We start from the raw sequence: 13,534 nt of genomic DNA, 5'->3' as shown, positions 1-13,534 counted from the left end.
GGGTGGGGAAACACGGGCGTCACACGGGTGGGGTTCACTGGGGGGAGACGCCCGACGGGCGCGGGACGGAGGCGCGGCATGGACCTGAACACGATCCAGCGCGTCCGGGTGGTGCGCGAGCGCTCCGAGCTGGCGGGCCGCGGGCCGCGCTCAGCGGTCATCGGAGGCGGCTCCTGGGTGTTCTCCCTCCCCCACGACCACCTCGACGAGCTCCTCGACCTGCAGGGATTCGCGTGGGAGCCGATCGTGCGCACGGACGCCGGGCTCTCGATCGCGGCGACCTGCACGCTCAGCGAGCTCGCCGCGATGCCCGACGCGGGCGACACCGCCCATCCGCTCTTCTTCCAGTGCTGCACGGCACTGCTGGGCTCCTTCAAGATCTGGAACGTCGCCACTGTCGGCGGCAACATCGCCAACGCCCTGCCCGCAGGACCGATGATCAGCCTCGCCGCCGCGCTCGACGCCACCGCCCTCGTCTGGCGGGCCGACGGCTCGGACGTCGCCGTGCCGGTCGCCGAGCTCGTGACCGGCGACATGACCACTTCCCTGGCCCGGGACGACGTCATCCGCTCGATCGAGTTCCCGCTCTCCTCCCTCCGGGCGCGCACCGCGTTCCGCAAGACGGCGCTCTCCCCTCTCGGACGCTCCGGCGCCGTCGTCATCGGCCGCCTCGACACCGACGGCGCGTTCCTCCTCACGATCACCGCGGCGACCGTCCGGCCGGAGCTGCTCCGCTTCGCCGCCGTTCCCTCCTCGGCCGAGCTCGCCGCGGCCGTCGACGGCGTCGCGACCTGGTTCACCGACCCGCACGGAGCCGCCGACTGGCGCCACGCCGTCGTCCGCGTGCTCGCCGAGGAGATCCGCACCGAGCTGACCGGAGGCGCCCGATGAGGTTCACCGTCAACGGAGAGCCGGTCGATGCCTCCCCCCGCCCCGGCCAGGTGCTGCGCACCCTCCTCCGCGACCACGAGCACTTCGAGGTGAAGAAGGGGTGCGACGCCGGTGACTGCGGCGCCTGCTCCGTCCTCGTCGACGGGACGCCGTTCCACTCCTGCCTCTACCCCGCCCACCGCGTCGAGGGGCGCGAGGTGACGACAGCGGCCGGCCTTGGCACGCCCGAGGAGCCGAGCGCGGTGCAGGAGGCGTTCGTCGAGGCCGGCGCGTTCCAGTGCGGCTTCTGCACGGCCGGCATGGTGGTCACGGCCACGGCGCTCGACGGAGTCCGCGCCGAGGACGTGCCGCGGCTGATGAAGGGCAACCTTTGCCGGTGCACGGGCTACCGTCCCATCCGCGAGGCCGTGACGGGCGCCTGCGCGTCCGGGCACGGCGCGCACGCGGCCGAGCCGTCCGGAGCGGATCGCACGGAGGCCCCGGTCCGCGGACGGCACGCGGCCCCGCCGTCGGGTCTCACCCCCGTCCGCCGCACCGGTCGCCCGTCGGCCGAGGAGTCCCGGGTCGGCCGCTCGCTCGGCGCGCCCGCCGGCCGGCGGATCGTCCAGGGCCGCGAGCCGTTCACCCTCGACGTCGCTGTCCCCGGCCTGCTGCACCTGAAGGTCGTCCAGAGCCCGCACGCCCACGCGCGCATCCGCTCGATCGATACGACCGCCGCCCGCGCGATGCGGGGCGTCGTCGCGGTCCTCACCGCCGAGGACGTCCCGGACGTCCTCTACTCCACCGCCCGCCACGAGTCCCGGCTCGACGACCCGGACGACACCCGCATGCTCGACACGGTCGTCCGGTTCCGCGGGCAGCGCGTGGCCGTGGTGGTCGCGGAGTCGGTGGCCGAGGCGGAGGCGGCCTGCCGCGCCGTCGAGGTCGACTACGAGGTGCTGCCCGCCGTCTTCGACCCGGAGGAGGCGCGCTCGGCCGGCGCGCCGCTCCTGCACGCCGACAAGGATCCGATCGCCTCGCGCATCGCCCGGCCGGAGGCGAACGTCGTCGCGGAGCTCCACGGAGAGTACGGGGACGTGGCCGCCGGACTCGCGGAGGCCGACGTGGTCGTCGAGGGCCGGTACTCGACCTCGCGGGTCGCGCACACGGCGCTCGAGACCCACGGCACCATCGGCTGGCTCGAGGGCGGAGAGCTGGTGCTGCGGACCTCAACGCAGGTGCCCTTCCTCGTGCGCGACGAGATCGCGCGCCTGTTCGACCGCGATCCGTCGACCGTCCGCGTCTTCACGGCACGGGTGGGCGGCGGCTTCGGCGGCAAGCAGGAGATCCTGACGGAGGACGTCGTCGCCCTCGCCGTGCTCGCCACCGGCCGGCCCGTGCAGTTCGAGTTCACCCGGAGCGACGAGTTCACGATGGCCCCCTGCCGACACCCGATGCGGGTCGGCGTCACGCTCGGCGCCCGGCGCGACGGACGGCTGACCGCCCTCGCCGTGGACGTGCTCTCGGACACCGGCGCCTACGGCAACCACGGACCCGGCGTGATGTTCCACGGCACCTCGGAGTCGGTCGCCGTCTACAGCGCGCCCAGCAAGCGCGTCGACGCGCAGGCCGTCTACACGAACAACCTCCCCTCGGGGGCGTTCCGCGGCTACGGCCTCGGGCAGGTGATCTTCGGCATCGAGTCGGCGATGGACGATCTCGCCCGCGAGCTCGGGATCGACCCGTTCGAGCTGCGGCGGATCAACGCGGTGCGCCCGGGCGAGCCGCTGGTGGTCACGCACGTCGAGGGCGACGACATCGGCTTCGCCTCCTACGGGCTCGACCAGTGCCTCGACCTCACCGAGGCGGCACTGGCCGGCGGCGGCGGCTCCCCCGCCCCCGACGGACCGGGGTGGCGGACAGGGCAGGGCACGGCACTGGCGATGATCGCCACCATCCCACCGCGGGGCCACTTCTCGGAGGCGACCGTAACCGTCGACGCCGAGGGAGTGCTGACCATCGGCGTCGGCACGGCCGAGTTCGGCAACGGGACGACCACCGTGCACACGCAGCTGGTCGCGAGCGCCTTCCGCGCCTCGGCCGACCGGGTGCGGATCCGCCAGTCCGACACGGACGCGGCCCGCTACGACACCGGAGCATTCGGCAGCGCCGGCACGGTGGTCGCGGGCAAGGCCGTCCACTCGGCCGCGACGCGCCTCCTCGCCGAGCTGCAGGCGCTCGCGAAGCGGCTGACCGGGCACGACGAGACCTTCGAGCCCGACGACGAGGGCCTGCTCGCTCCGGACGGCACCCGGGTCGCGTTCGCCGATCTGGTCCGCGCGGCCGGCGGACCGGTCACCGCGACCGGGAGCGAGGACGGCGCTCAGCGCTCGCTCGCGTTCAACGTCCAGGGCTTCCGCGTCGCGGTGCACGAGCCGACGGGCGAGGTGCGGATCCTGCAGTCGGTCCAGGCGGCCGACGCCGGCTTCGTGATCAACCCGGCGCAGTGCCGCGGGCAGGTCGAGGGCGGAGTGGCGCAGGCGATCGGCTCGGCGCTGTACGAGGAGGTGATCCTCGACGGCGAGGGCACCGTGACCACGGCGATCCTCCGGAACTACCACATCCCGCAGATGGCGGACGTGCCTGAGACCGAGGTGCTCTTCGCGGACACCGCCGACGAGCTCGGGCCGTTCGGCGCGAAGTCGATGAGCGAGGCGCCCTACAACCCGGTCGCCCCCGCACTCGCCAACGCCGTCCGCGACGCGATCGGCGTGCGGCCGACCGAGCTGCCGCTCTCCCGCGACCGGGTCTGGCGGCTCCTGCACCCGGACGCCGCCCCGGTCGCGTCCGTCGAGGCGGAGGCGCCGCCCGGTTGAACGACGACGGGCTGAGCGCCGATCGGCTGCCGCAGCTCAGACGCGCGACGCCAGCTCCGTGCTCGCCCGGGCGACCTCGCGGGCGATCCTGTCCTCGTCCGCGTTCACCAGCCGTCCCTCCCGCACCGTCGGGCGACCCTGCACCAGGAGCAGGCTCAGCGGGGGCTGCGCTCCGAGCGCGAGGGCCGCGACCGGGTCCGCGATGCCCGCGTGCTCGATCCCGTCGATCCGCCAGAGCGCGAGGTCGGCGAGCTTGCCGACCTCGATCGAGCCGATCTCGTCCTGCCGGCCGAGCACCCGGGCCCCGCCGATGGTGGCGACCGAGAGCGCCTGCCGGGCGCTCATCCGGTCGGCGCCGGCGCGCAGGCGGTTCATCAGCACCGCGGCGCGGATCTCGGAGCCGAGCTGACCGGACTCGTTCGACGCCGCGCCGTCCACGCCGAGGCCGACCGGGGCTCCCGCAGCCAGCAGCTGCGGGATCGGCGCGATGCCCGCCGCGAGCCGGCCGTTCGAGGACGGGCAGTGCGCGACTCCGGTGCCCGTGGCCGCGAACTTCGCGATCGCGTCGGCGTCGAGGTGGACGCAGTGCGCCATCCAGACGTCGTCGCCGAGCCAGCCGAGCGACTCCAGGTGGTCGGTGGGCGAGAGATCGAACGCCTCCCGCGTGTAGGCGTCCTCCTCCACGGTCTCGGAGCCGTGGGTGTGCAGCCGGACCCCGAGCTGACGGGCGAGGACGGCCGACTCGCGCAGCAGGTCGGTGGTCACCGAGAAGGGCGAGCACGGGGCGATCGCGACCCGCACCATCGCGTCGGCGGAGGCGTCGTGGTACCGCTGGACCGTCTCTCCACTGGCCTGGAGCGCGGCCGCCGTGGTCTCGACGGCGAAGTCCGGCGGGAGGCCGCCCCGGGACTCGCCGAGGTCCATCGACCCGCGGGTCGCGTGCAGCCGGAGGCCGAGGGTGCCGGCCGCGTCGACGATGCCGCCGACGATGTCGCCGGAGCCCCGTGGGAAGACGTAGTGGTGGTCGGCGACCGTGCTGCAGCCGGACCGGGCGAGGACGCCCATCGCGCCGAGGGCGGCGGAGCGGGTCAGGTCGGCGTCGATGCGGGACCAGGCGGGGTAGAGCGCGACGAGCCAGTCGAAGAGGATCGAGTCCTGCGCCCAGCCGCGGGTGAGCCACTGGTAGAGGTGGTGGTGCGTGTTGACGAGCCCGGGAGTGAGCAGGTGGCCGCGGCCGTCGACCCGCGTGCGCGCGATCGCCTCCTGCGCCGGCAGGCCCGTCGGGGACCGTCCGTCGAGGGCCCACGCCGGAGGGTCCCCGGCTCCGACGGCGACGATGCGGGAGTCGTCGACGACGACGTGGCCGACGGGGTGCTCGGTCCCGTGCGCGTCGACGGTGGCGACGTGGGCTCCGGTGAGGACGTGGCGCTGCATGCCCCGAGCATGGCAGCGCGGTGTTTCGCGGCCGTTTCCCGCCGGAGTGCGAGCAGGCCGGCGCGATCAGGACGGCGCGCCGTCAGGGGAGGACGTGCGGCTCAGCGCGCCGCGTGGATCGGGCCCGAGCGCCCCGCGAGCGGCTCCCCGGACGTCCCCGTGCGCGCGGCGAGGACCTCCGCGAGGATCGACACGGCCGTCTCCTCCGGCGTCGACGCGCCGATGTCCAGGCCGATCGGCGAGTGCAGGCGGGCGAGCGCCTCCTCCGTCACTCCCGCCTCGCGCAACAGCCGCAGCCGCCGCTCGTGGGTGCGCCGCGATCCCATCGCGCCGACGTAGACGACCGGGAGCGCGAGCGCGGTCTCGAGCAGCGGGATGTCGAACTTCTCGTCGTGCGTGAGCACCGCGATCACGGTGCGCGAGTCGACCTCGGCGCGGGCGAGGTGGTCGGACGGCCACTCGACGAGGACCTCGTCGGCGCCGGGGAAGCGCTCGGCGGTCGCGAACACCGGACGCGCGTCGCAGACGGTCACGCGGTAGCCGAGCAGGGCGCCGGCGGAGCAGAGCGCGGCGGAGAAGTCGACGGCGCCGTAGATCAGCAGGCGCGGCCGCTCGGCGTGCACGATGTAGGCGATCTCGAGCTCGGCGCTCCGGCAGGCGGTCTCGACCGTGGCCGAGCGGCCGGAGGCCAGGCGCGCCTCGCGCTCGGCGAGGATGCGGCGGGCGGTGTCCTCGTCCAGGTGCGGGCCGACGACGTCCTGGAGGCGCGTCGCTCCGGTGAGGACGAGGCCGATCAGCTCCTCCGGGCCGCCGACGACGATCGCCAGCGCGGCCGAGCGGCCGGCGCGGGCGGCGCGCAGCTCGGCGAGGACCGCGGTGGAGCCGGAGTCGACGACCTGGCCGAACACGCGCAGCTGCCCCCCGCAGGACAGGCCCGCGGCGAAGGCCGCCTCGTCGTCGAAGCCGAAGTGCTCGGACGCGCTGCCCGAGGTGCCGAGCACCTCCTGGGCCAGCGCGTACGCCTGCGCCTCGACGCAGCCGCCGGAGATCGAGCCGATCGCGCGCCCCTCCGCGTCCACCGCCATCGAGGAGCCGAGAGCGCGGGGAGCCGAACCGAAGACGTGCGTGACCGTGACGACCGCGACGCTCCCGCCCGCCTCGACGCGCTCGAGCAGGGGGTCGGCGATGTCGAGCACGACGGCCTCCTCTTCTCGGACGGGAGGCGACGGCGCCGGGGCTGCGGGGAGGCCGGGCGGAGCCGCCGACGGGCGCTCACACGCAGGAAACATGCCGAGTATAGGGTCGATCCATGCCTGACGACGCTCCCTTCCTCGACCTCGTGATCCGCGCCTCCGACGTGCTGACCGAGAACGGCCGGCGTCCGGCCAGCATCGCGATCGCCGAGGGCCTGATCGTCGCGGTCGGCGAGCGGGACGCCCCCTGGCGGACCACGGAGGAGATCGTCCTCCCCGAGGGCCAGGTCCTGATCCCGGGGATCGTCGACACCCACGTGCACGTCAACGAGCCCGGCCGCACGGAGTGGGAGGGCTTCGCCTCCGCCACCCGCGCGGCCGCCGCCGGGGGCGTCACCACGATCATCGACATGCCGCTGAACTCGATCCCGCCGACCACGACGGTGGCGGGGCTCGAGGCCAAGCGCGCGGCCGCCGGGCCGCAGGCGCAGGTGGACGTCGGCTTCTGGGGCGGGGCGATCCCCTCGAACCTCGGCACGCTGAGCGAGCTCCACGACGCGGGCGTCTTCGGCTTCAAGTGCTTCCTCTCGCCGAGCGGCGTGGACGAGTTCCCGCACCTGAGCCGGGAGCAGCTCGTCGAGGCGATGCGCGAGATCGCCGCCTTCGACGGACTGCTGATCGTGCACGCCGAGGACCCGGCCGAGCTGGAGGCGAGCGCGCTGGAGCCCGGCGCCTCCTACGGCGCGTTCGTCGACTCCCGCCCGCCCGCCTCCGAGCGCAGCGCGATCCTGCACGTGATCGAGGCCGTCCGCGAGACCGGCTGCCGCGCGCACATCCTGCACCTCTCCTCCGCCGACGCGCTGCCGCTCCTGCGCGAGGCCAAGGCCGAGGGGCTGCCGATCACCGCCGAGACCTGCCCGCACTACCTCACCTTCGACGCCGGCTCGATCCCCGACGGCGGCACGCAGTTCAAGTGCTGCCCGCCGATCCGCGACGAGCGCAATCGCGAGCTGCTCTGGAAGGGGCTGCTCGACGGGACGATCGACATCATCGCCTCGGACCACTCCCCCGCCACCGCCGAGCTGAAGCTCCCCGCCGGCGGCGACTTCGGCGTCGCCTGGGGCGGGATCTCGGGACTCGAGCTGAGCTTCCGCGCGGTCTGGACCGGGGCCCGCGAGCGGGGCATCCCGCTCGAGCAGGTCGTCGTCTGGATGTCCACGGCGACCGCCGCGTTCGCCGGGCTCGGCCAGAAGGGCCTGCTGCACGCGGGGTCCGACGCCGACCTGGTCGCGTTCGACCCGGAGGCGCAGTGGCGCGTAGACGTCGACGCCCTCTCGCACCGGAACCCCGTCTCGGCCTACGAGGGCCGCGTCCTCCGCGGCGCCGTCGCCGCCACCTGGGTCGGCGGCCGACGCGTCACCGCCGCGACGGTCCCGCCCGCCGGGCGCCTCCTCAGCCGCCCCTGACCTCGACCCGCCGATGCCCCGCCTCCCTGACGACACCTCGGGGAGCTCCCCCGCTCACGCCGAGCGCCGCCGTGTCATCGGCAGGTTTCGAGTGTGTGAACGGAGGCGGGTCGGAGCCGCGGAGCGGGCGGATCGCACAAGACTCGGAGTCCCGGCGGCGGCTCCTCGGGATGCTCCGCCGGTGCGCGGAGCCCCCGGCAGGCGCGAGGCTGGCAGACGGGCTCGCAGGAGCCGCGAGCAGGACGGGCACCACCGCGTGACCGGGCCCGGCCGCACGGAACGGACAGGAGCGGACATGTCGATCATCCTCGGGGACCACCAGTACGGGAAGGCCGAGAACCGCGTCGTGCGGATCTACCGCGAGACCCCGCGGCACGAGATCCACGACGTCAACGTCTCCACGGCCCTCCGCGGCGACTTCGAGGCCGCGCACCGAGAGGGCGACCAGTCGGCCGTCCTGCCCACGGACACGCAGAAGCAGACGGCGTACGCCTTCGCCAAGGAGAAGGGCCTGCGCTCGATCGAGCCCTACGGCCTCGAGCTGGCCCGCCACTTCGTCGACGGCTACGAGCCCGTCCACGGCGCCCGCATCGAGATCGAGGAGTTCGCCTGGGAGCGCGTGCTGGTGGACGGGCGCGAGCACGACCACACCTGGGTCCGGAAGGGCCAGGAGACGCGGATCGCGTCGGTCACGGTCGAGGGCTCGGGCGAGGAGCGGCGGATCTGGATCACCGGCGGCTTCAAGGACCTCACGATCCTGAAGTCCACGGGGAGCGAGTTCCACGGCTTCCTCACCGACCCGTACACGGTCCTGCAGCCGACGAACGACCGGGTGATGGCGACCTCGCTGGTCGCGAGGTGGCGCTTCGCCCTGAGCGAGGACGAGATCGCGGCGATGGACTGGGAGGCGGTCTACGCGGGCGTCAAGGCGCTCACGACGAGCCGCTTCGCGACCGTGCACTCCCTCGCCCTCCAGCAGACGCTCTTCGAGATGGGGAAGGCGGTCCTGGAGGAGTACCCGCAGATCGTCGAGATCCGTCTCTCCGCGCCGAACAAGCACCACTTCGTCTACGACCTCTCGCCCTTCGGCGTCGAGAACGACAACGAGGTCTTCCACGCCGCCGACCGCCCCTACGGGCTGATCCAGGCGAGCGTCACCCGCGACGACGCGCCGCCCGCGGGATCCGCCTGGACCGCCTACACGGGCCTGGTGTGACCGGCGCCGGGGGCGTCCACCGGGGGCACGTGCTGCACGTCGCCGGGGGTGCGACGCTCACGACCGCGCGGGAGTCGCTGGTGTCGATCCCGGACGGCGCTCTCGCCGTGGACGAGGACGGCACGATCGCCTGGGTCGGTCCGTACCGCGAGCTGCCGGACCGCTTCGCGCTCCTGCCGGTCTCCGGCGACGCCGCGTCGATCCTGCTGCCCGGCTTCGTCGACGCGCACGTGCACTTCCCCCAGACGTTCTCGACCGACGGCTTCGGCGGCGGCCAGCTGCTCGAGTGGCTCGACCGGACGGTGTTCCCCGCGGAGGCGCGGCTCGCCGACCCGGAGTTCGCCGACGTCGTCGCGCACGCCTTCACCCGGCGGCGGGTGGCCGCGGGCACGACCGCCGCGATGGTCTTCGGCTCCGCGTTCCCGGCCGCGCAGGACGCCCTCTTCGAGCGCAGCCGCGAGGCGGGGCTGCGGATCGTGTCGGGGCGCGGCATCCAGACCACGGGCCCGGCCTCGGCGGCTCCCCTGATCACCTCCGAGGAGAAGGCGCTGACGCTCGCGTCGGAGGAGATCGACCGCTGGCACGGGAGGGACCAGCTCCTGCAGGTCGCGCTCGTCCCGCGGTTCTCGCTGTCCGTCACTCCCCGGACCCTCGGAGCCCTCGGCGACCTCTACGACGACGTCCGCGGACGCGGCGTCTACGTGCACAGCCACCTCAACGAGAACGACCGGCCCGGCGACGGCGAGATCGCCGCCGTGCTCGGCGCGTACGGCACCCGCAGCTACCTCGACACCTACGACGGGCTCTTCCTGCCCGGCTCCGCGCGCGGCGGCTCCTCCCTCCTCGGGCCGCGCACGATCCTCGCTCACGCCGTGCACTGCCAGGACGCGGAGCTGCACCGGATGGAGGAGACCGGCACCTCGATCGCCCACTGCCCGACCTCGCAGCAGTTCCTCGGCTCCGGCACCATGCCCTGGCGCCGGACCGTCGCCTCGGGGGTCACCGTCGCCCTCGGTTCGGACGTGGGCGCGGGCGACGAGTGGCTGCTGGCGCGAGTGGCGAACGACGCCTTCAAGGTGCACCTCTCGGAGCCCGGCGACGCGGCCGTCGCCCTGCATCCGGCCGAGCTCCTGTTCACGGCGACGCTCGCCGGCGCGCGGGCGCTCGACCAGGAGGAGCGGTTCGGCAGCCTCGACCCCGGGAAGGACGCGGACTTCCTCCGCATCGAGCCCGACCGGTGGGAGCCGCTCGCCGACGTCCTCGCCCACGGGATCCGCGCGGACGACGAGGAGGAGGCGACGGCCCAGCTGCTCTTCGCCCTGCTGATGACCCTGCGCGAGCCGGCGATCGCCGCGGTGCACGTCCGGGGCAGGCGGATCGTGGCTCCGGAGTGACGGGGCCGGCCCGGGCGGCGCGGTGCGGACCGCGCGCACCCGGCCGTCAGCGCAGGCGCAGCGCCAGGAACAGGTCGGCGCGGTCCGCGGTGTCCGACAGGTCGCGCTGCGTCAGCTCCTCCACCCTCGCGATGCGGTACCGCACCGTGTTCAGGTGCAGGTGCGTCTGCTCCGCCGTGCGCACCCACGAGCCGCCGCAGTCGAGGAACGCCGCGAGCGTGGCGACCAGCTGCGAGCCGTAGCGCGCGTCGTGCTCGACGAGCCGCCCGAGCACCAGCTCGACGAACACCGAGCGCAGGTGGTCGGGGACCGCGCTCAGCAGCTGCACGGCGGAGGTGACCTCCCCGGAGTCGCTGACCCGCACCGGAGCGTCGTCGCCAGGAGAGCCCGGCAGCAGCATCCCGTAGCGTGCCGAGCGGAGGGCGCCGCCGAGCGCGGGCAGCGGAGTCGCGGCGCTCGTCCCGACGCGCAGCACGGCGCCCGGCCACGCGGCTCCCGCTCGTCGCAGCGCCGAGGTGACGACGGCGAGCGGATCCGCGCCGGTGGGGATCGCATCGGTCGCCTCGGTGGGCAGCACCGCCACCGCGCAGCCCTGGGCGTCGCGTCCGACCACGGCGCGGCCCAGGTGCGCGGCGGCGTCGACCAGGACACGGCGCGCCAGGTCCGGGGGCGCGTCGCCCTCGAACTCGGCGGCGACCAGGGCGCACCGCCCGGCGCCGCCGAGTCCGAGCTGCCGCAGGTACACCGCGGCCTCGGGCTGCTCGCTGTCCTCCTCCACGAGCTCGAGCAGGCGGTCGGCGAGAGCGGAGTCGGCCGAGAGCGCCGCCTCCCGCTGCAGCCGGTAGACCCCCACGACTCCGGCGAGCTCCGTCACGGCGTCGAGTACTGCGGCGGGCCAGTCGTTCCAGTCGCCCCCGACGACGACCAGCCAGGAGGTGGCGCGGTGCTCGCCCGCGCCTGCGACGGTGAGGACCGACAGGGCGCCGCCGCGGGCGTCCGCGACCACGACCGGGCTGCGCCGGGCCGTGAGCGCCGCGTGCACGACCCGCTCGATCTCCCCCAGCCCCAGGGGCGAGGCGGAGGCCGCGGTCCGGCCGGTCGCGGTCAGCACCGACACGGGGAGTCCGAGCTCGCGCGAGGTGCGCGTGACGAGCTCGTCGAGCTGCTGCCCCCGGTAGACCTCGGTCAGCAGCTCCCGCTGGCGGGCGAGGGCGGCCGTCAGCCGGGCCACGCGGTCGCCGGCGAGGGCGTTCGACAGGTGCGCCGTGATCGCGCCGAACGACACATCGGCCGGCACGGCGATCAGCGGGACGTCGTGCTCGCGGCAGGCGACGACGAGGTCGTCCGGCACGAAGCCCAGCAGCCCCTCGCCGGCGAGCAGAGCGCTGGCACCCGAGTCCGCGACCGCGGCGACGAAGGCCGCGCTGTCCTGGGCGTCCCGACGCCAGACCAGACCGGTCAGCACCAGCTGGTCGCGCGAGATGTAGCGGCGCGGATCGAGCAGATCGGTCGTGAAGATGCCGTCGACCGGCCGCGCGAGCGCCCCGTCGCCGGCGACCAGCACGCGCAGCCGCAGCTGCGGCGCGTCGAGGACGTCCTGCAGCTGCATCAGCTGCCCCGGTAGGTCGAGTAGGCGAAGGGACTGAGCAGGAGCGGGATGTGGAAGTGCGCCTCCTCGTCGTCGAGGCGGAAGGCGACGACGACCTCGGGGTAGAACGACTCGGTGCCCGAGGCGGCGAACCAGGCGCCGGTGTCGAAGACGACCCGGTGGACCCCGGAGGCCAGGCGCTCCGGCCCGAAGGCCGCCACGCGGCCGTCGTCGTCGGTGCGGGCCTCGGCGAGGCGCTCCCAGCCGGAGCCGACGCGGGCGTCGAGAGCCACCGGGACCCCGCGCGCGGGGCGGCCGCGGACGGCGTCGAGCACGTGGGTGGTGACGTGGCTGGCGTGCCCGCTCATCGTGCGGCGTCCGCCCGGATGAGGCGCCCGTCGTCGAGGCCGCGGACCCGCAGCACCGTGATCTCCCGCAGCTGCTCCGCGACGATGCGGGCCTCCGTCTCGTCGTCGAGCCCGAGCCTCCGCTCCAGCTCCGCGACGACCTCGGCCCGGTCGCGGCCGGCCGCGCGGAGGAGGAACACGCGCCCGAACCGCTCCTCGTAGGCGCGGTTGCCGGCCAGCAGCCGCCGGGTCAGCTCCTCGTCGCCCGTGCGGCTCGCCGCCTGCTCCGCGGCCGAGAACGCGGAGGAGCGCCCCGCGCCCGCGTGCCGCTCGCCGATCCGGGGGTGGTCGGCCAGCGCCGCCTCCACCTCCTCCTCGGTGAGCGTGCGCGCGGCCCGCTCGGCCGCGTCGGCGAGCGCGTCGGCCGACGGGTAGGGCGCGCCGGAGGCGACCTCGTCGGCCCAGCGGGGGACGGCGAGGCACGCGAGCAGCACGTCGCGGGCGGTCTCGGATCGGGTGTCGGTCATGCGGTCTCCTTCGTCCGGCGGAGCAGGGGCTCGGCCTGCGGCACGATGGTCGGATGGATCTGGTCGGGAGTCGGGACCTCGTCGGGCTGGTGCTCGCGGCGGGTGCGGGGCGCCGGGCGGGCGGCCCGAAGGCGCTGCGGTGCGACGCGGCGGGAGTTCCCTGGGTGGAGCGGGCCGTCGAGAGGCTCCGCGCGGTGGGCTGCGAGCGGGTGCTCGTGGTCCTGGGCGCGGAGGCCGGACGGGCGCGCCTCCTGGTGCCGCCGTCCGCGGACGTGGTCGTCGCGGCGGAGTGGGAGAGCGGCCTCTCGGCGTCGCTCCGCGCGGGTCTCGCCGCGGCCGAGGGCGTCGCCGCGCTGGTCGCCCTGGTCGACCTGCCCGAGGAGCCGCCGAGCGTGGGGGCCCGGCTGCTCGCGGAGGCGCCGGTCGCGCCGGACGTGCTCGCCCGCGCGGTCTTCCGCGGTCGGCCCGGTCATCCGGTGCTGCTGGGACGGGACCACTGGCCGGAGCTCCTCGAGGGCGTGCACGGCGACTCCGGCGCGCGCGACCTGCTCCGCGCGAGGGGCGCGCGCGGGGTGGAGTGCGGCGATCTGTGGTCGGGAGCCGACCGCGACGGGCCGGACTGA

General features: G+C 74.9%; 11 protein-coding genes. 6 read left to right on the top strand and 5 right to left on the bottom strand.

Translation table 11 applies throughout. The features are described 5' to 3' along the window. Positions 1 to 78 precede the first annotated feature (78 nt). Both C5C53_RS11555 and C5C53_RS11550 read left to right on the top strand, forming a co-directional pair. The gene (locus tag C5C53_RS11555; protein WP_104267591.1) at positions 79 to 891 is read left to right on the top strand and encodes an FAD binding domain-containing protein; all 813 of its coding nucleotides are present in this window, start codon (positions 79 to 81) and stop codon (positions 889 to 891) included. Then, entirely contained in the window at positions 888 to 3,746 is a 2,859-nt protein-coding gene (locus tag C5C53_RS11550; RefSeq protein ID WP_104267590.1) for a molybdopterin cofactor-binding domain-containing protein, read from the top strand. Before C5C53_RS11555 ends, C5C53_RS11550 begins: the two co-directional genes overlap by 4 nt. A 36-nt stretch (positions 3,747 to 3,782) precedes the next feature. Here the strand turns inward: C5C53_RS11550 and C5C53_RS11545 are convergent, their stop codons facing one another. Both C5C53_RS11545 and C5C53_RS11540 read right to left on the bottom strand, forming a co-directional pair. Continuing rightward, positions 3,783 to 5,180: an 8-oxoguanine deaminase gene (locus tag C5C53_RS11545; protein ID WP_104267589.1), complete on the bottom strand. Its 1,398-nt coding sequence runs from the start codon at positions 5,178 to 5,180 to the stop codon at positions 3,783 to 3,785. Positions 5,181 to 5,281: 101 nt separating this feature from the next. Further along, entirely contained in the window at positions 5,282 to 6,376 is a 1,095-nt protein-coding gene (locus C5C53_RS11540; protein WP_104267588.1) for an XdhC family protein, read from the bottom strand. A gap of 113 nt (positions 6,377 to 6,489) precedes the next feature. On the opposite strand from C5C53_RS11540, the gene allB reads away from it, so the two are divergent. From allB to C5C53_RS11525, 3 genes are all read left to right on the top strand, one after another. Beyond that, positions 6,490 to 7,839, top strand: a complete 1,350-nt coding sequence (allB, locus tag C5C53_RS11535) for an allantoinase AllB (protein WP_104267587.1) — start codon at positions 6,490 to 6,492, stop codon at positions 7,837 to 7,839. Between the two features lie 295 nt (positions 7,840 to 8,134). Beyond that, positions 8,135 to 9,055 (top strand): factor-independent urate hydroxylase, encoded by a 921-nt coding sequence (pucL, locus tag C5C53_RS11530; RefSeq protein ID WP_104267586.1) that lies wholly within the window; start codon positions 8,135 to 8,137, stop codon positions 9,053 to 9,055. Continuing rightward, on the top strand, positions 9,052 to 10,449 hold the full coding sequence (locus tag C5C53_RS11525) for an amidohydrolase family protein (protein ID WP_104267585.1): 1,398 nt from the start codon (positions 9,052 to 9,054) through the stop codon (positions 10,447 to 10,449). The genes pucL and C5C53_RS11525 overlap by 4 nt, the downstream gene beginning before the upstream one ends. A gap of 46 nt (positions 10,450 to 10,495) precedes the next feature. Here the strand turns inward: C5C53_RS11525 and C5C53_RS11520 are convergent, their stop codons facing one another. From C5C53_RS11520 to uraD, 3 genes are read right to left on the bottom strand one after another with little or no spacing between them, the layout of a single operon-like run. Continuing rightward, a complete protein-coding gene (locus C5C53_RS11520) occupies positions 10,496 to 12,058 on the bottom strand; it encodes a PucR family transcriptional regulator (RefSeq protein ID WP_104267584.1) in 1,563 nt (520 codons plus the stop codon). Continuing rightward, positions 12,058 to 12,405: a hydroxyisourate hydrolase gene (gene uraH, locus C5C53_RS11515; RefSeq protein WP_104267583.1), complete on the bottom strand. Its 348-nt coding sequence runs from the start codon at positions 12,403 to 12,405 to the stop codon at positions 12,058 to 12,060. Before uraH ends, C5C53_RS11520 begins: the two co-directional genes overlap by 1 nt. Beyond that, positions 12,402 to 12,911, bottom strand: a complete 510-nt coding sequence (uraD, locus tag C5C53_RS11510) for a 2-oxo-4-hydroxy-4-carboxy-5-ureidoimidazoline decarboxylase (protein WP_104267582.1) — start codon at positions 12,909 to 12,911, stop codon at positions 12,402 to 12,404. Before uraD ends, uraH begins: the two co-directional genes overlap by 4 nt. A 53-nt stretch (positions 12,912 to 12,964) precedes the next feature. Here uraD and C5C53_RS11505 point away from each other — a divergent pair, with 53 nt between their 5' ends. Then, complete coding sequence (locus C5C53_RS11505) at positions 12,965 to 13,534, top strand: NTP transferase domain-containing protein (protein WP_104234583.1); 570 nt, start codon at positions 12,965 to 12,967, stop codon at positions 13,532 to 13,534.

This window comes from Rathayibacter sp. AY1E3 (assembly GCF_002932235.1).
Taxonomy (GTDB): Bacteria; Actinomycetota; Actinomycetes; order Actinomycetales; family Microbacteriaceae; genus Rathayibacter.
The sequence above is the reverse complement of the archived record's forward strand: the minus strand, read 5'-3'. Positions and strand labels throughout refer to the sequence as shown.